Annotated in this window: 17 protein-coding genes; 8 read left to right on the forward strand and 9 right to left on the reverse strand. The window is 72.6% G+C overall.

Annotated elements, in window-relative coordinates; translation table 11 throughout:
* Positions 1-38 precede the first annotated feature (38 nt).
* From ACQEVB_RS12070 to ACQEVB_RS12080, 3 genes are read right to left on the reverse strand one after another with little or no spacing between them, the layout of a single operon-like run.
* A complete protein-coding gene (locus ACQEVB_RS12070; RefSeq protein WP_432969073.1) occupies positions 39-977 on the reverse strand; it encodes an ABC transporter ATP-binding protein in 939 nt (312 codons plus the stop codon).
* Positions 974-1,771 (reverse strand): ABC transporter permease, encoded by a 798-nt coding sequence (locus ACQEVB_RS12075; RefSeq protein ID WP_432969076.1) that lies wholly within the window; start codon positions 1,769-1,771, stop codon positions 974-976. The genes ACQEVB_RS12070 and ACQEVB_RS12075 overlap by 4 nt, the downstream gene beginning before the upstream one ends.
* Positions 1,764-2,549 carry an ABC transporter permease gene (locus tag ACQEVB_RS12080; protein WP_432969079.1) on the reverse strand — a complete coding sequence of 262 codons (786 nt, stop codon included), beginning with the start codon at positions 2,547-2,549 and terminating at the stop codon, positions 1,764-1,766. The genes ACQEVB_RS12075 and ACQEVB_RS12080 overlap by 8 nt, the downstream gene beginning before the upstream one ends.
* A gap of 108 nt (positions 2,550-2,657) precedes the next feature.
* Here ACQEVB_RS12080 and ACQEVB_RS12085 point away from each other — a divergent pair, with 108 nt between their 5' ends.
* Genes ACQEVB_RS12085 through ACQEVB_RS12100 form a run of 4 tightly spaced genes read left to right on the forward strand, consistent with a single transcriptional unit; the run spans position 2,658 to position 4,547 of the window.
* Positions 2,658-2,888: a hypothetical protein gene (locus tag ACQEVB_RS12085; RefSeq protein WP_432969081.1), complete on the forward strand. Its 231-nt coding sequence runs from the start codon at positions 2,658-2,660 to the stop codon at positions 2,886-2,888.
* Entirely contained in the window at positions 2,888-3,397 is a 510-nt protein-coding gene (locus ACQEVB_RS12090) for a DUF6879 family protein (RefSeq protein WP_432969084.1), read from the forward strand. Before ACQEVB_RS12085 ends, ACQEVB_RS12090 begins: the two co-directional genes overlap by 1 nt.
* 9 nt (positions 3,398-3,406) lie before the next feature.
* Entirely contained in the window at positions 3,407-4,264 is an 858-nt protein-coding gene (locus ACQEVB_RS12095; RefSeq protein ID WP_432969086.1) for a helix-turn-helix domain-containing protein, read from the forward strand.
* Positions 4,265-4,319: 55 nt separating this feature from the next.
* The gene (locus ACQEVB_RS12100) at positions 4,320-4,547 is read left to right on the forward strand and encodes a hypothetical protein (protein WP_432969089.1); all 228 of its coding nucleotides are present in this window, start codon (positions 4,320-4,322) and stop codon (positions 4,545-4,547) included.
* 65 nt (positions 4,548-4,612) lie between these two features.
* On the opposite strand, the gene ACQEVB_RS12105 is transcribed toward ACQEVB_RS12100, so the two are convergent.
* Genes ACQEVB_RS12105 through ACQEVB_RS12115 form a run of 3 tightly spaced genes read right to left on the reverse strand, consistent with a single transcriptional unit; the run spans position 4,613 to position 6,813 of the window.
* Positions 4,613-5,386 (reverse strand): SGNH/GDSL hydrolase family protein, encoded by a 774-nt coding sequence (locus tag ACQEVB_RS12105; protein ID WP_432969092.1) that lies wholly within the window; start codon positions 5,384-5,386, stop codon positions 4,613-4,615.
* 31 nt (positions 5,387-5,417) lie between these two features.
* Complete coding sequence (locus ACQEVB_RS12110) at positions 5,418-6,173, reverse strand: nucleotidyltransferase domain-containing protein (protein WP_432969095.1); 756 nt, start codon at positions 6,171-6,173, stop codon at positions 5,418-5,420.
* Complete coding sequence (locus ACQEVB_RS12115; RefSeq protein ID WP_432969098.1) at positions 6,163-6,813, reverse strand: hypothetical protein; 651 nt, start codon at positions 6,811-6,813, stop codon at positions 6,163-6,165. The genes ACQEVB_RS12110 and ACQEVB_RS12115 overlap by 11 nt, the downstream gene beginning before the upstream one ends.
* A gap of 34 nt (positions 6,814-6,847) precedes the next feature.
* On the opposite strand from ACQEVB_RS12115, the gene ACQEVB_RS12120 reads away from it, so the two are divergent.
* Positions 6,848-7,699 carry an ATP-grasp domain-containing protein gene (locus tag ACQEVB_RS12120; protein WP_432969101.1) on the forward strand — a complete coding sequence of 284 codons (852 nt, stop codon included), beginning with the start codon at positions 6,848-6,850 and terminating at the stop codon, positions 7,697-7,699.
* Here ACQEVB_RS12120 and ACQEVB_RS12125 read toward each other — a convergent pair whose 3' ends face one another.
* Complete coding sequence (locus tag ACQEVB_RS12125; protein ID WP_432969104.1) at positions 7,700-8,461, reverse strand: YybH family protein; 762 nt, start codon at positions 8,459-8,461, stop codon at positions 7,700-7,702.
* Positions 8,462-8,547: 86 nt separating this feature from the next.
* On the opposite strand from ACQEVB_RS12125, the gene ACQEVB_RS12130 reads away from it, so the two are divergent.
* On the forward strand, positions 8,548-9,570 hold the full coding sequence (locus ACQEVB_RS12130) for a GNAT family N-acetyltransferase (RefSeq protein WP_432969107.1): 1,023 nt from the start codon (positions 8,548-8,550) through the stop codon (positions 9,568-9,570).
* Here ACQEVB_RS12130 and ACQEVB_RS12135 read toward each other — a convergent pair.
* The gene (locus ACQEVB_RS12135) at positions 9,539-10,102 is read right to left on the reverse strand and encodes a TetR/AcrR family transcriptional regulator (RefSeq protein WP_432969110.1); all 564 of its coding nucleotides are present in this window, start codon (positions 10,100-10,102) and stop codon (positions 9,539-9,541) included. The two genes, ACQEVB_RS12130 and ACQEVB_RS12135, sit on opposite strands and share 32 nt — an antisense overlap.
* A gap of 98 nt (positions 10,103-10,200) precedes the next feature.
* Between ACQEVB_RS12135 and ACQEVB_RS12140 the strand changes: the two genes are divergently transcribed.
* Both ACQEVB_RS12140 and glgX read left to right on the forward strand, forming a co-directional pair.
* A complete protein-coding gene (locus tag ACQEVB_RS12140; RefSeq protein WP_432969113.1) occupies positions 10,201-11,145 on the forward strand; it encodes an SDR family NAD(P)-dependent oxidoreductase in 945 nt (314 codons plus the stop codon).
* Between the two features lie 367 nt (positions 11,146-11,512).
* Positions 11,513-13,630, forward strand: a complete 2,118-nt coding sequence (gene glgX / locus ACQEVB_RS12145) for a glycogen debranching protein GlgX (RefSeq protein ID WP_432969116.1) — start codon at positions 11,513-11,515, stop codon at positions 13,628-13,630.
* Between the two features lie 185 nt (positions 13,631-13,815).
* On the opposite strand, the gene ACQEVB_RS12150 is transcribed toward glgX, so the two are convergent.
* A complete protein-coding gene (locus ACQEVB_RS12150; protein ID WP_432969119.1) occupies positions 13,816-14,880 on the reverse strand; it encodes a 3-deoxy-7-phosphoheptulonate synthase in 1,065 nt (354 codons plus the stop codon).
* Positions 14,881-14,940 lie beyond the last annotated feature (60 nt).

The following is a 14,940-nucleotide window of genomic DNA, read 5'->3' on the forward strand; positions in this document are numbered from 1 at the left end:
CAGGGCGTGTTGATCACCACAACGTCGTTCTCGACGCGTCAGGCCCGGGCGTAGAGCGACCGCACCAGGTCCTCGATCGACGGCTCGGCGACGCTGACGTCGCGCAGCTCCGCGCGCTCGGCCACCCCGGCGATGACGGCGGCGGCGGACGTGCCGGAGAACGCGAGCCGCTGCCGCAGGCCGCCCGCCTCGACGGTGACGGCGTGGACGCCGGGCAGGTCGTTGAGCGGGGGTGGCGGCGCGGCCAGCTCGACGACGACCTCGCGGGCGCCGCCGAACCGGGCGCGCAGGTCGGCGAGCCCGTCGTCGGCGACGATCCGGCCGTGGTCGACGACCACGACGCGCCGGCACAGCCGTTCCACGTCGGGCAGGTCGTGGGTGGTGAGCAGGATCGTCACGCCGTCCTCCGCGTTGACCTGCTCGAGGAACGCGCGCAGCTGCTCCTTGCTGACCAGGTCGAGCCCGACGGTCGGCTCGTCGAGCACCAGCAGCGGCGGCGCGTGCAGCAGGGCCGCGGTGATCTCGCCGCGCATGCGTTGGCCGAGTGACAGCTGGCGCACCGGCACGTCCAGGATCGGGGCGAGGTCGAGGACGTCGACGCAGCGGTCGAGGCGCCTGCGCAGCGCGGCCGGCGGCACCCGGTGGATGGCCCCGACCAGCGCGAAGCTCTCGCGCAGGGGCAGGTCCCACCAGAGCTGGCTGCGCTGACCGAACACCACGCCGATGTGCCGGGCCAGCTCGCGGCGCTGCCGCACCGGGTCGAGCCCGCACACGGTGAGCGTGCCGGTGGTGGGGACGAGGATGCCGGTGAGCATCTTGATCGTCGTGGACTTGCCGGCGCCGTTGGGCCCGAGGAACCCGACCGACTCGCCCGCCTCGATGCGCAGGTCCACCTCGTCGACGGCGACGACGGTGCGCCGCCCGCGTCGCCGTCCGACGGTGAACTCGCGGCGCAGCCCAGCAGCATCGATGATCATGATCCCGTTCCCGTGTAGTGGCGGACGCCGGCCCGCCAGACCAGTGCGGCCACGCCCACGGCCACGACGGCGACGAGCGGGGTGAGGTAGGGCAGGACGGCCGGCAGGCCCAGCGGGTCGGGCCGATCGAGGATCGCCAGCGCCGGGTAGTAGGCGACGAACGCGCCGGGCACGACGAAGCAGAACAGCGTGCGGAGCCACGGCGCGAAGACCGTGATCGGGTACGCGGTGGTGATGGTCGACCCGTAGGTGAACGAGTTGGCCAGCTCCCGGCCCTCGACGATCCAGAACGAGGTGGCGCACGTGGCGATCCAGATCGCGCCGATGATCACGGCGCCGGTGAGCGGCGTGACGACCAGCAGCGCGACCACCAGGGGAGTGGCGGCGACCCCGCCCTGGACGAGCCCGGCGACGAGCACGGCCGAGCTCACCAGGACCCGGCCGAGCCGACGCAGCTGCACATCGCTGGTCAGCAGCTGCAGGAACGTGGAGAGCGGGCGGACGAGCAGCACGTCGAACGTGCCGGTGCGGATCCAGGTCGGCAGCTCGTCCAGCTGGCCGACGAGCATGTCGGCGAGCCCGAACGCGATGCCGGACAGCGCGAAGATCAGCAGCACCTCGTCGCGGGTGAAGCCACCCAACGCGTCGACGTGCCCGAACACGGCGATGATCACGACAAGCTCGCCGGCCTGCACGAGCGCCTGCGCGAACACGTCGAGCGCGAACGAGCGCGGGTAGGCGAGCTGGCTGCGGATCCGCGAACCGACGATCCGCGCGTAGATCAGGTCAGCCACCCTGCACCACCAGCTTGCGGGTGGCCCTGGCCAGCGCGACCTGCGCCATGACGGTCGCGCCGGCGAGCCACAGCACCTGGTGCCCGACCAGCGCCCAGGTGGGGCCGCGCTCGGAGAACACGTCGATCGGCGTCTGCAGCAGGCCGGGGAACGGGGTGGCGTAGACGGCGGCGCGGACGCCGTCGGGGAAGAACGCGAGGGGCACCGTCAGCCCGGCCAGCACCCCGCTGACCGCGGCGTAGAGCGAGCGCACGCCGCGCCCGTCCAGGAGCCAGAACGAGGTCAGCTCGACGAGGAACCGGACCGTGGAGCTGAGCGCGACCGCCAGCACCACGGTGACCGCGAACAGCACGAGCGTGCCGGGCGAGGTGGGCCATCGTAACGGCAGCACGAGCGCGCCGAACACCACCGGCGGCACGAACCGCCACAGCAGTGCGTGCCCCGCCCGGCCCAGGTCGGTGGCGAGCAGCGTGAACTGGAGGTTCACCGGGCGGGCCAGGTCGACGGCGACGTCACCGCTGCGCACCCGCTGCGACAGCTCCGGGTCGCCCCACAGCACGACGACCGCGAGCAGCCCCTGCCCGAGCCACACGAACGTGCCGACGCCGGCGGCGTCGTAACCCGCCGCCGACCCGCTCGCGGCCACGACGGCCAGCAGCACCGACACCCGCAGCAGCCCGAACACCGTGTTGGTGGCGAGCCCGGCCAAGGTGGCGGTGCGGTAGGTGGAATGTCTCAGGAAGCCGGCCCGGACCAGCCGGGCGTAGGGCGAGAGCACGTCGCTCGACGGTACGGGGCGGGGCAACCGCTTTTGGCCCATTGACCCTGTGTGCACGCCCGGCCACACTGAGGTCTCGCACGTTCCTGAATATTCTGGGGGGTAGGCATGCGCGCAGAGTTCCTCGGCAAGGATCCGAACTCGAAGTCGGGCGGTAGCCCAGCCGCCTACGCGACCAACCGAGCGGATCGGAGGACGTACCTGATTCAAGGCTGGCGGATCACCGACGGTGAGGCGCTGGCAGACGTCGGGCACGTGCCCGACCACGAGGGGATCAACGAGGTCCCGGTCGAGGTGTTGCGCCTCGTGGCCGTCCGCGAGGGATGGATCACCGACTGATGACGGACCGGCCCTGGCTCAGGTACTTCGACGAGTTCGAGCACACCGCCTTCCGGTTGGAGGTCCGTGACCGCTACAACGAGCCCGAGGAGCAAGCCGACTTCCAGCGCTTCCTTGCAGGCGAACCAGTGAGACTGGACTGGCGACAGGACTGGCTGACCATGATCCGCAACGGTGTGCGGGCGGGTAAGACGTTCCGTAGAGTCCGCGTGGTCAGCGAGCCGCTCACCGACTACAGCCGCTTCGGCGTGATGTTCGCGGGCCAGTCCAACGCTGCCGGCGACGACATCCGCTACCTGGGACGGGGCGAGGCCGAGGCGCTCGGGCTGCCGAACCACGACTACTGGCTGTTCGACTCCCACATCCTGGTCAAGCTGCACTTCGGTGACGACGACCTGCTGCTCGACGGGGAGGTCGTCACCGATCCGAAGGAGATCGTCGACGCCAACCGGTGGCGCGACATCGCCTGGCACCACGCCTGGTTGCGGGAAACTTTCGTCACCCAGTAGAAAGTCCCGGTGCCTTCCGTCCAGGACGCCAGGGAAGCTCTCGGCGCCCGGCTGCGTGAACTCCGCCGCGCAGCCGGGTTGACCGGTGCCGAGCTCGCATCGTCGCTGGGCTGGCCCACGTCGAAGATCTCCAAACTGGAGAACGCCCGGCAGACGCCCAGCGAAGGCGACATCCGGGCGTGGACCGAGCGCACGGGTCGGGCCGATCTCACCGCCGATCTCACCGCCTCGCTGCACACTCTCGAGGCGCAGTACGCCGACTTGCAGCGGCTGATGCGCCGCGGGCTGGCAGCCAACCAGCAGAGGTTCGGCGACAGCGAGTCCAGTGCGCGCCTGCTCCGGGTGTTCGAGCCGGGCGTGATCCCCGGCCTGCTCCAAACCGCGGACTACGCACGCAGCCAATTCGTCGACACCGAGTCCTACGCCCAAACCGGGAGTGTCGACATCGACGCCGCCGTACAGGTCCGTATGCAGCGTCAGGAGATCCTCTACCGGGCCGACAAGCGCTTCCACCTGATCCTCACCGAGGCGACCCTGCGCTACCGGCCGTGCCCCCCGGAGGTGATGCTGGGGCAGCTCGACCGCTTGATCGCGCTCGCCGCGCTGCCGACCATCAAGCTGGGCATCATCGGGTTCGACACCGTGGGGGTCTCCCCCTTGCACGGCTTCTGGATCTTCGACGACGACCAGGTGAAGGTGGAGGTCTACTCCGCCGAGTTGACCCTGGCCCAACCCACCGAGGTGGCGATCTACCGCCGGGTGTTCGACCAGCTTGCCGAGGCCGCCAGCTACGGCCGCGAGGCCCGGCTCATCATCACCCGCGTGATCGACGATCTGCTGGCCGCGACCGGCGGGGACGACGAATAGCGAACATTCGCGCACATTTCTTGGCGATGCGACGGTGCGCTCGTAGCGTCGCCCCGTGCCCGACGAGACGCGCGACGACTGCATCCGGGAAGCCGCGCGGCTGGTCGCCGGCCAGGCCGGCGCCGCCGAGCTCTTGCTCGACATCCACGTCGCTGATCGGTCGGGCCGGTGCCGCGGCTGTCGCCAGCACGACCGACCGACCCCGCTCTGGCCGTGCGTCCTCGTCGCGATCGCGCGGTGCGCCGCCGAGCGCACAAACCCGTCGAGAACGACGTTGTGGTGATCAACAAGGCCTGTTGATCACCATAACGTCGTTCTCGACGAAGGGGCCGGCGAGGGCCGCACCCCTCAACTCGTCGTGATCACCGCGCTCACCTGCGGCCGCTTGGCCACGCGGCCGTCCCCCGACGACCGCCCCGTGACCCGCCGCAGCAGCCACGGGCCGAGGACGCCGGCGGCCCAGCTGAGCTCGGTGCCGGCGCGCCGCCACGGCCGGACCGGCGGCAGCACCGGGAAGGGGTCGGCCCAGGTCGGGTCGTCGACGGGCAGGCCGAGGGCGTGGGCGGTCGCGGCGGCGATGCGGGCGTGGCCCTGCGGGGAGGCGTGGATGCGGTCGCGGCTCCACATGCGCAGGTCCGTGGTGAAGGGGTACTCGAACGCGTCGACGAGCACGGCGCCGTGCTGCTCCGCGAGGGTGCGGATGCGGGCGTTGAGCGCCAGCACGCGCGGCCGCAGTCGGCGCACCAGCGGGGCGATCAGTGCGATGTCGGGGAACGTGAACGTGACGACCCTGGCCCCCGCCGCGGTGAACGCGTCGATCATGGCGGCGAGGTCGGCGCCGACGGCGTCGGCGTCGAACCCGGGGCGGAAGACGTCGTTGAGCCCGCCCATGACGGTCACGAGGTCGGGTTCCATCGCGAGCGCCGGCGCCGTCTGCTCGGCACGGATCTCGCCGGCCAGCCGCCCTCTGACGGCGAGGTTGGCGTACGCGATCCCCGGGTTGTGCACGGCGAGGATCTCGGCGAGGCGGTCCGCCCAACCCCGGTAACCGGCCTGCTCGGTACCGTCTTCGAGGCCTTCGGTCTGGCTGTCGCCGACGGCGACGTAGCGCTGGTAGGGCACGGGCTCACCTCGTCCGGACGTCGTTGCGCATTCAGTGATCATGCACCGAGCGGCACAGACTCCTGGCCGCGTCGACCGCCGCGCGCAGGGTGTCCGGCTCTGGCGACAACCCGGCCACGATCCCGTCCACCCCGCGCAACCCGGCCCTGGCGAGCAGCGCCTTCTCGTTGGTGATCCATTCGCCGCGGGCTGCCAGCACCGCGTGCCCCGCCTGCGTCGTTGCCTGCGCCACGAGCCCCGCCACCTGGGCGAGCCGGCCGTGCGCGGCGTGCGCGGTGGCCGCGTAGTCGAAGGTGAGCGTGGCCCGGTCCCACCAGGCCCGGCGGGCGGCGGCGCGCAGCGCATCCGGGTACTCGACGGCGGGCAGGCTGCCGTGCAGCACGCGGTTCACCGCGACCTCCGCGAGCAGCAGGTACGTCGGCACTCCGGCGAGGTGGAAGAGCAGGTGCTCGATGTGCACGCGGCCCGCCCGCGCCTCGGCGATCTCGCGGTCGACGACGGCGAGGTCGCGGTAGTGCACGTCCGTGCGCCGGCCGTCGATCTCCAGCCAGGCGCCGCCGTTGTAGATCCCACCGCCCCAGCCACCGATCGGGGACACCTCGCCGGGCCAGCCGACGTCGCGCAGGTCCTGCGGGTCGAACGGGCCGCGGTAGTAGACCGCGAGATCCCAGTCGCTGCCCGGCCCGTGCGTGCCCTGCGCCCGCGATCCGCCGAGCGTGACGGTCTCGACGTGCGGCAGCGCGGCGAGCCGCGCGGTCACGTGGTCGAGGAACGCGTCATCGTCCATGATCCTCCTCGCCCGCGATGCGGCGCACCGCGCGCAGCATGGCTGCGTACGCGATCGGCATCGACGGGTGGTTCGGGTTGAGGCAGTCCCAGGTCAGCTCGACCTGCACGGCCCGGAGTCCCTTCCGCTGCAGCGCCGCGGTGACGGTGCGGCCGCGGGCCGCGAACGGCCAGTTCACGGCGGCCCGCAGCCCGGCGGCCACGGCCTCCTCCACGAGCGGCTGCCACAGCCCGTCGGCGAGCTCGGGATGGGGCCCGAGTCCCACGCAGAGCTCGACGCCGCGGTCCTTCATGATGTGCAGGTCGACGACGGGCGCGTGGCCGGCCAGCTCCGCAAGCCGCGCCGTGTAGGGGTGGTCGGCGTCCCAGTTCGGGTCGCCGGTCTGCGGCCCGTACGTGCGGATCCCGGCGCCGCCGACGGCTCTGGCCAGCGCGAACGCGAGCCGCCCTGTTCCGCGTTCGGCCTGCTTGGCCACGCCGTCGCGCAGGTGCAGCACCTCGTGCGGCGCCGAGAGCACCGGGCCGTCGCCGGGTGTGGTCTCCCACGCTCCGGTGGGTCCGGGCTCGACCGTGCCCGGCTCGGCGCCGAGCACGCGGAGCGCGGCGATCTCCTCAGGGACGACCGGACGTGCCACGACCACGGTCCGACGCTACCTCCGGGTAGGGTTCGCGGGCGTGCTCGGGATCCCGCGCAACCCGTACTCGCCGCGCGTCGCGGCCATGCTCGCGACCGCCGCGGACGCCGCGGGCGTTCCGTACCGGCCGATCGACCTGCCGACGCTGACCGTCGAGTTCGCCGCCGACGGGACGGCGACCGTGTGGGACGCCGCCGGACCCGTCGCCGTCACCGCGGTGGCACCCGCCGTGCTGTTCGGCTTCCCCGCCGCCGTGCACGGGCTGCGCGCGCTGGCCCGCACCGCCTTCCTGCAGAACCCGGTGGACGCCGGACTCGCCGCCGACGACAAGGCCGCCACCGCCGAGCTGCTCGGCCGGGCGGGCGTGCTGCAGGTGCCCACCACCGTCGTCGAGTTCGACGGGGCGGCAGCCGCGGCGGCGGCGCTCGGCTACCCGGTCGTCGTCAAGCGGACGCACGGCGCGCAGGGCCGCTGGGTGCGCCGGGCCGCCGACGCCGCGGAGCTGGGCAGAGCGCTCGCCGAGTTCGCGCCGGAAGGCCCGTCGGCCCTGGTGCTGCAGCCGGAGATCGTCGAGTTCCGCGGCCGTACGCTGCGCGTGATCGTGACGGGCGGGCGCGTCGTCGCGGCGAGCCTGCGCACCGCGGCCGGCGACGAGTGGCGCAGCAACGTCGCCCGCGGCGCGAGCCAGGAGCTCGTCACGCCCTCCGCGGAGGAGGCCGGGCTCGCCCACGCCGCCGTCGCCGCGCTCGGGCTGCGGCACGGCGGCGTGGACGTGCTGCGCACCGCGGACGGGCCGCGGGTGCTGGAGGTCAACGCCTGCCCCGACGTCACGAGCATGGTGCCGCTGCTGCCCGACCTCCCCGAACTCGTGCTGCGGGCGTGCACGCCGTAGCTACGGCGCCTCCACCGGGAACGACACGTGCTGGTGCACCATCTCCCAGCCACCCGCGCGCTTGCGGAACACCCGGGTGCCGCGTGACCAGCTCACCTGCCCGTCGTGCTCCATCCGGTTGTGACCCCACCCGACGGCGAGGTCGTCGCGAACCTGGATCTGCAGGTCGGGCACCGTCCAGGCGACGTCGAGGCCCTGGTCCAGGCCCTTCGCGCACTCGGCCCGCACCTCCTCCACGCCGTTGACCTCGCTCCCGTGCTCGTAGGAGACGACGTCGTCGGCGAGGTGGGCGACGATGCCGTCGAGGTCCTTCGCGACGGTGGCGGCGTACCAGTCCTCGTGCACGGCGCGCACCTGCTCGGTCGAGCGTGCGTCGTCGCCATCGGTGAACGAGTGGTGCTCGTGCGCCACCACCCAGCCGGAATCCGTGCGGCGCAGCCCCAGCGTGAGGCGCAGGCGCCGGATCCCGACCTCGTCGGGCATGCCGCAGCGCAGCAGCGCCCACGCGAACGCGACGTCACCGCCGGCTTCGACGTGCAGTTCGACGATCTCGAACACGGCGCCGCTCGCCTGCCACTCGAAGAACCCGGGCCAGGCCTCGCGGTAGGCGGCGAGGCCGCGGACGCCGTCCTCGGGCTCGGGCACGTCGAACATCACGATGTCCTCGGCGTGCGCGGCGAGCGTCGTCTCCAGGTCGCCGTCGTGCACGGCGGCGGCCCAGCGCTCGATCAACGTGCAGATCTGCTGTTCATCGGTCGTCATGTCCGCTGTGACCAGCCGATCGGGCCCGAGTCATCGCGGGTGTCATCGCGGAGTGGGTGGTTGCGCGCCGCAGTATCGTCGGCCGGATGGACCGTCGCGTGCCGGCGCTGCCAGCGGAGGACCACCACTGCCCGTCGTGCGGGTTCCGCTACGCCGATCTCGCCCCGGAAGCGGCGACGGCGGTGATCGCGGAGGCGCCCGCCCGCGCGGCGGCGGCAATGGTCGAGGTGCCGCAGCACCGGTGGCGGGTGGCGTCCGATCCGGGCACCTGGTCGCCCGTCGAGTACCTGTGCCACCTGCGTGACGTGGCCGTCTCCTCGACAATCCGGCTGCACCGCGCGCGCACGGAGGAACGTCCGGTCGTCGAGCCGATGCTCAACGACCTGCGCGCCCGCCGCTTCCGCTACGTCGACGCCGATCCGGCTGCCGTGCTCGCCGAGCTGGAGCGGGTGGTGGCGGGCCTGGTCGACGAGGTCGCGCGGATCGGCGACGGATGGGACCGCACGGTGACCCGGCTGCCGGGCGAGGAGCGCACCGTCCGCTGGCTGGTGCGCCACGCGGCCCACGAGTTCGGCCACCACGTGGCGGACGTCCGGCGCGTGGGCAGCGTCGTGGTGGTGGTGCGCCCGCGCGTCGAGGCGGACCTCGCCGTGCTCGCCGCGGTGCTGCGCGACCTGCGCCGGCGCGAGGGCTACCCGCTGCGCATGCAGGAGGACCTGGGCAGCTGGCTCTGCTACCCGCCCGTGCTCGGTGCGTGGGTGGCCGACCACGGCGGCGGCGTGGTCGGCCACGTCGCCCTGCGGCTCCCCGAACCGGACGATCCCGTCGCCGCGCTGGTCGACGAGCCCGCGGCCATCGTCTGCCGCCTGTTCGTCGCCCGGGACGAGCGGGGCAAGGGGCTCGGCGAGCGCCTGGTCCGCGCGGCCTGGCGGGCCGCGGACGAGCGCGGGTTGCGCCCGGTGCTGGACGTGCTCGTCCGCGACTCCGTGGCCGTCGCCCTCTACGAGCGGCTCGGCTGGGTGCGGATCGGCGAGATCACCCACACCATCGACGGGACGGTCGTCCCGGCGGTCTGCCTCACCGCTCCCGGACCCGCAGGCCGTCCATGAGCAGGTCGAGCAGGCGCGCGGCCTGCTCGGGCTCGGTGGCGACGAGCGTGAGGCCGGAGAGGCTCACGAGCACGTCCTCGGGCGCCACGTCACCGCGGACGGTGCCGGCCGCGGCCCCGGCGTCCAGCAGTGTGCCCAGGCCGGTGAGCAGCCGGGCCCGGCTCTCGGCGAACGGGTTGCCGTCGGTGCCCACGATCGCCCTCAGTGCGTCGGCCAGCCCGCGCTTGGTGGCCATGTAGCTCACGAAGCGGTCCATCCAGGCGCGCAGCGCGGCGTCCGGCGGGAGCTCGCGCAGCAGCTCGGACCCGGCCTCGCACTGGCGGGCCAGCTCGTTGCGGTAGACGGCCTCGACGAGCGCCTCGCGGGTGGGGAAGTGGCGGTACAGCGTGCCGATGCCGACGCCGGCGTCCTTGGCGATCGTCTCCAGCGGGACGTCGGGGCCGGTGGTGGCGAAGGCACGGGCGGCGGTGTCCAGGAGGCGGTCGCGGTTGCGCTGCGCGTCGGCACGCAGCTGCTTTGTGACGGGCGACACATTCCCTCCTCTCGGGAATCAACCGGAGGTTCCTCCACTTGCTAGAAGTGGATCGGAGGAACCTCCGCTTTCCACAGTACCGCGGGAGGACCGGCACGATGACCGCACTCGTCGACAGCTCCACCCCCTTGTTCCACCAGCACTTCTCGGCCACGACGACGGCGTTCGACGTCGTATCCGGCCTCGACCTGACCGGCCGCCGCGCCATCGTCACCGGCGGCGCCACCGGGATCGGCCTGGAGACCGCTCGCGCGCTCGCGCTCGCCGGCGCCTCGGTCACCCTCGCCGTCCGCGACGAGTACGCCGGCCTGCGTGCCGCCGCCGACATCGCTGCCACCACCGGCAACACCGACACCCTGATCGCGCGGGTCGACCTCGCCGAACCCGCCTCCGTGGCAGCCTTCGTCCGCACCTGGGACGGGCCGCTGCACATGCTCGTCGCCAACGCCGGCGCGACGCCGGGGCCGCTCGTCCGCACCGCCCGCGGGCACGAGCTCCAGTTCGCCGTCAACCACCTCGGCCACTTCGCGCTGGCCACCGGCCTGTGGCCGGCGCTCGCCGCCGCCGGCGACGCGCGGATCGTCACGCTCAGCTCCAGCGCCCACCTGCGCGCGCCGATGCGCTTCGACGACCTGCAGTTCACCCGCCGCCCGTACCACCCCGGCGAGGCGTACGCGCAGTCCAAGACCGCCGCCGTCCTGTTCGCCGTCGAGGCGACCCGTCGGTGGGCGGCCGACGGCATCACCGCCAACGCCGTCATGCCCGGTGGCGTCCGCACCGCCCACCGCCGCGACCCGTACCGCAGCGTCGACTTCGACGCCGCCGTCCGCTGGAAGACCGCCGCCCAGGGCGCCGCCACCCCCGTCATGGTGGCCACCTCACCCGCCCTCGCCGGCGTAGGCGGACGGTACTTCGAGGACTGCGACGAGGCCCACCCCAACGTGCCCGGCACGCGCAACGGCTACGCCGCGCACGCGGTGGACCCGGCCGCGGCGGAGCGCCTCTGGGAGGTCTCCGCCGCGCTGCTCAAGCCGCGCTGGTGAGGGCCCTCCGCCCCGCGAGTTGGCCGGTTGAGCAGGGCGAGTTGGCCGGTTGAGCAGGGCGAGTTGGCCCGCTGCCGGTGACGACTCGCGCGAACGGCACACCACGGCTAGTTCCGCGCCCGTGGAACTGCACTGGTGTGCCGTTCGCGCGGTCGATCGGGTGACAGCGTCGACAAGGCCGGCGTCGCGGGTGACGCCGCCGCCATCGTCCGCGCGGCGAACCTCACGGAGCTGGCGCGAACGCGGCCCTCGTCGTGAACGCGCAGGCGCAGGTCGCGGTGGCGGGACGGTCGGCGCCGGACCTGACGGCGATCGCGCGCGCTTCGCTCGATTAGCGGTCACTCGTCCGAGGGATGAGGATGGGGTGATGCGCGTCTGGCCCGGGCAACCCTTCCCGCTCGGCGCCACGTACGACGGCCAGGGCACGAACTTCGCGCTGTACTCCGAGGTCGCCGAGCGGGTCGAGCTGTGCCTGGTCGACGACGACCGCCGCGAGACGCGCATCGTGCTGCCCGAGCGGGAGGGCATGATCTGGCACGGTTACCTGCCGCGGGTCGGCCCCGGCCAGCGGTACGGCTACCGGGTGCACGGCCCGTACGACCCGGCGGCGGGGCTGCGCTGCAACCCGGCGAAGCTGCTGCTCGACCCGTACGCGAAGGCGTTCGACGGCCGGTTCGTGTGGAACGAGGCGCTGTTCTCCTACCGCTTCGACGACCACGGCGCCCGCAACGACGACGACTCGGCGCCGTACGCGATGACGTCCGTGGTGGTCAGCCCGTACTTCGACTGGGGCACCGATCACCCGTTGCGCATCCCGTACCACGAGACCGTCATCTACGAGGCGCACGTGAAGGGGATGACGGCGACGCATCCCGGCGTGCCCGAGGAGCTGCGCGGCACCTACTCGGGGCTCGCGCACCCGGCGATGATCAAGCACTTCCAGCGGCTCGGGGTGACGGCGGTCGAGCTGATGCCGGTGCACCAGTTCGTGCACGACCACGCGCTGGGCGACCGCGGCCTCACCAACTACTGGGGCTACAACACGATCGGCTTCTTCGCCCCGCACAACGACTACGCCTCCGCCGGCCCCCGCGGCGGGCAGGTGCAGGAGTTCAAGGCGATGGTGAAGGCGCTGCACAGCGCCGGGATCGAGGTGATCCTCGACGTCGTCCACAACCACACCGCGGAGGGCAACCACCTGGGCCCGACGCTGTCGTTCCGCGGCATCGACAACCGCGCCTACTACCGGCTCGTCGACGACGACCCGCAGTTCTACTTCGACACGACGGGCACGGGCAACAGCTTCAACGTCCGCAACCACGGCTCGCTGCGGCTGATCATGGACTCGTTGCGGTACTGGATCCTCGAGATGCACGTCGACGGGTTCCGGTTCGACCTCGCGTCGACGCTGGCGCGGGAGTTCCACTCGGTCGACCGGCTCGCCGCCTTCTTCGACCTCGTCAACCAGGACCCGGTGGTGAGCCAGGTCAAGCTCATCGCCGAGCCGTGGGACGTCGGCGAGGGCGGCTACCAGGTCGGCGGTTTCCCGCCGGGCTGGACGGAGTGGAACGGTCGCTACCGCGACACGGTGCGCGACTTCTGGCGCGGCGAGCGCGGCACGCTCGGCGAGTTCGCGTCCCGGTTCACCGGCTCGTCGGACCTGTACGAGGTGAGCGGTCGCCGGCCCTACGCGTCGATCAACTTCATGACGGCGCACGACGGGTTCACCCTCGCCGATCTCGTCTCCTACAACGAGAAGCACAACGAGGCCAACGGCGAGGACAACCGCGACGGGGAGAGCCACAACCGCTCGTGGAACTGCGGGGTGGAGGGCCCGACCGACGACAGCGCCGTCACGACGCTGCGGGAACGGCAGAAGCGCAACTTCCTCGCGACGCTGCTGCTCTCGCAGGGCACCCCGATGCTCGCGCACGGCGACGAGCTGGGCCGCACCCAGCAGGGCAACAACAACGTGTACTGCCAGGACAACGCGCTGGCGTGGATGGACTGGGTGGCCGCGCGGCACGAGGAGGTGCTCACCGACTTCGTGACGGCCCTCGCGCGCCTGCGGGCCGAGCACCCGGTGTTCCGGCGGCGCCGCTTCTTCCAGGGCCGTCCGATCCGCGGCTCGTCGATCGAGGACATCGCGTGGCTGCGGCCGGACGCACGGGAGATGGCGGAGGCCGACTGGGTCAGCTCGACCGTGCCGGCGCTCGCCGTCTACCTCAACGGCGACGGCATCCCGGAGCTCGACCAGATCGGCGAACGGGTGCGCGACGACTCGTTCCTGCTGCTGTTCAACACCCGCCCGCAGGCCGTCACGTTCGCGGTGCCGGACGAGACGTACGGGCGGGTGTGGGAGGTGGTCGTCGACACGGCCGACCCGCTGCTCGCGGTCGCCAGCCGGCGTCGCCGCCCGATCGGGCCGGGCACCCGGCTACGGGTGGTGTCGCGCAGCCTGCAGGTGCTGATCCGCCGGCTCTGAGCGCTGCACCGCTGCCCAGAGGTTCGCCGCCCGGTGATCCGCCACGCCTTCCACGACGTGGTGCTCGGTCCGGACGTCACACAGCGCGCGGCCACCGCACACACGTTGCAACCTGTGTGCGGTGGCCGCGCGCTGTGTGAGGTCGGCGGCGTGCCGTCGTTGCCGTCGTCCCGTCCCTGCGCGGCTCAGGCGCGGCGGGCCGCCACGGCGTCGGCCAGCGACTCCAGCAGGGTGGCCGTGGTGTCCCAGCCCAGGCACGCGTCGGTGACGCTCTGCCCGTACGTCATGTCGGCGCCGACGTCCTGCCGGCCCGGCACCAGGAAGCTCTCCAGCATGATCCCGGTGACGTCGCGGTCGCCGGCCGCGATCCGCGCGGCGAGCTCCGCGGTCACCTCGGCCTGCCGGACGTGGTCCTTGCCGCTGTTGCCGTGGCTGGCGTCGACGATCACCCGGCGGGGCAGGCCGGCGCGCTCGATCCTGGCCAGCGCGTCGGTGACGTCGGCGGCGCCGTAGTTCGGACCGTTCGAGCCGCCGCGCAGGATGACGTGCCCGTCCGGGTTGCCGGACGTGGAGATCAGCGCGGCCAGCCCGTCCGGGTTGATGCCCATGAACACGTGCCGGCTGGCGCCCGCGCGCACCGCGTCGACGGCGACCTGCACGTCGCCGTCGGTGCCGTTCTTGATCCCGATCGGCATCGACATGCCGCTGACCAGCTGGCGGTGCACCTGGCTGGCCGCGGTGCGGGCGCCGATCGCGCCCCACGTGACCAGGTCGGACAGGTACTGCGGGGTGATCGGGTCGAGGAACTCGCAGCCCACCGGCAGTCCGAGTGCGAGCACGTCGAGCAGCAATGCGCGGGCGGTGCGCAACCCGCGGTTGACGTCGAACGACTCGTCCAGGCCCGGGTCGTTGATCAGGCCCTTCCACCCGACGGTCGAGCGCGGCTTCTCGAAGTACGTGCGCATGACGACGACCAGCCGGTCGGACAGCCGCTCGGCCTGCGCGGCGAGCCGGTGCGCGTAGTCCAGTGCGGCGGCGGGGTCGTGGATCGAGCACGGCCCGACGATGACGAGCAGGCGGTCGTCGCGCCCGTCCAGCACGTCGACGACGTCGGCGCGGGAGCGGGTGACGCACTCGGCGACCTGCTCGTCGGCGGGCAGCTCGTGGCGCAGCAGTGCGGGGGAGAGCAGCGGGCTGATCGCGGTGGTGCGATGGGAGTCCAGCGCGGCGACCGCGGATTGCGTTCTCACGGGTGTTCCTTCGGGTTCGGTACCGACCCGTCGGGAACGCCGAGCCGGTGGTTTCCGGCT

The sequence above is a fragment of the Pseudonocardia sp. CA-107938 genome (genome assembly GCF_050936315.1).
GTDB lineage: Bacteria > Actinomycetota > Actinomycetes > Mycobacteriales > Pseudonocardiaceae > Pseudonocardia.

Excerpts from the sequence above, each read along its gene's own strand:
- ACQEVB_RS12140 (WP_432969113.1), top strand. The coding sequence starts at position 10,201 with ATGACCGCACTCGTCGACAGCTCCACCCCCTTGTTCCACCAGCACTTC.
- ACQEVB_RS12085 (WP_432969081.1), top strand. The coding sequence starts at position 2,658 with ATGCGCGCAGAGTTCCTCGGCAAGGATCCGAACTCGAAGTCGGGCGGT.
- glgX (WP_432969116.1), top strand. The coding sequence starts at position 11,513 with ATGCGCGTCTGGCCCGGGCAACCCTTCCCGCTCGGCGCCACGTACGAC.
- ACQEVB_RS12125 (WP_432969104.1), bottom strand. The coding sequence starts at position 8,461 with ATGACGACCGATGAACAGCAGATCTGCACGTTGATCGAGCGCTGGGCC.
- ACQEVB_RS12090 (WP_432969084.1), top strand. The coding sequence starts at position 2,888 with ATGACGGACCGGCCCTGGCTCAGGTACTTCGACGAGTTCGAGCACACC.
- ACQEVB_RS12070 (WP_432969073.1), bottom strand. The coding sequence starts at position 977 with ATGATCATCGATGCTGCTGGGCTGCGCCGCGAGTTCACCGTCGGACGG.
- ACQEVB_RS12130 (WP_432969107.1), top strand. The coding sequence starts at position 8,548 with ATGGACCGTCGCGTGCCGGCGCTGCCAGCGGAGGACCACCACTGCCCG.
- ACQEVB_RS12110 (WP_432969095.1), bottom strand. The coding sequence starts at position 6,173 with ATGGACGATGACGCGTTCCTCGACCACGTGACCGCGCGGCTCGCCGCG.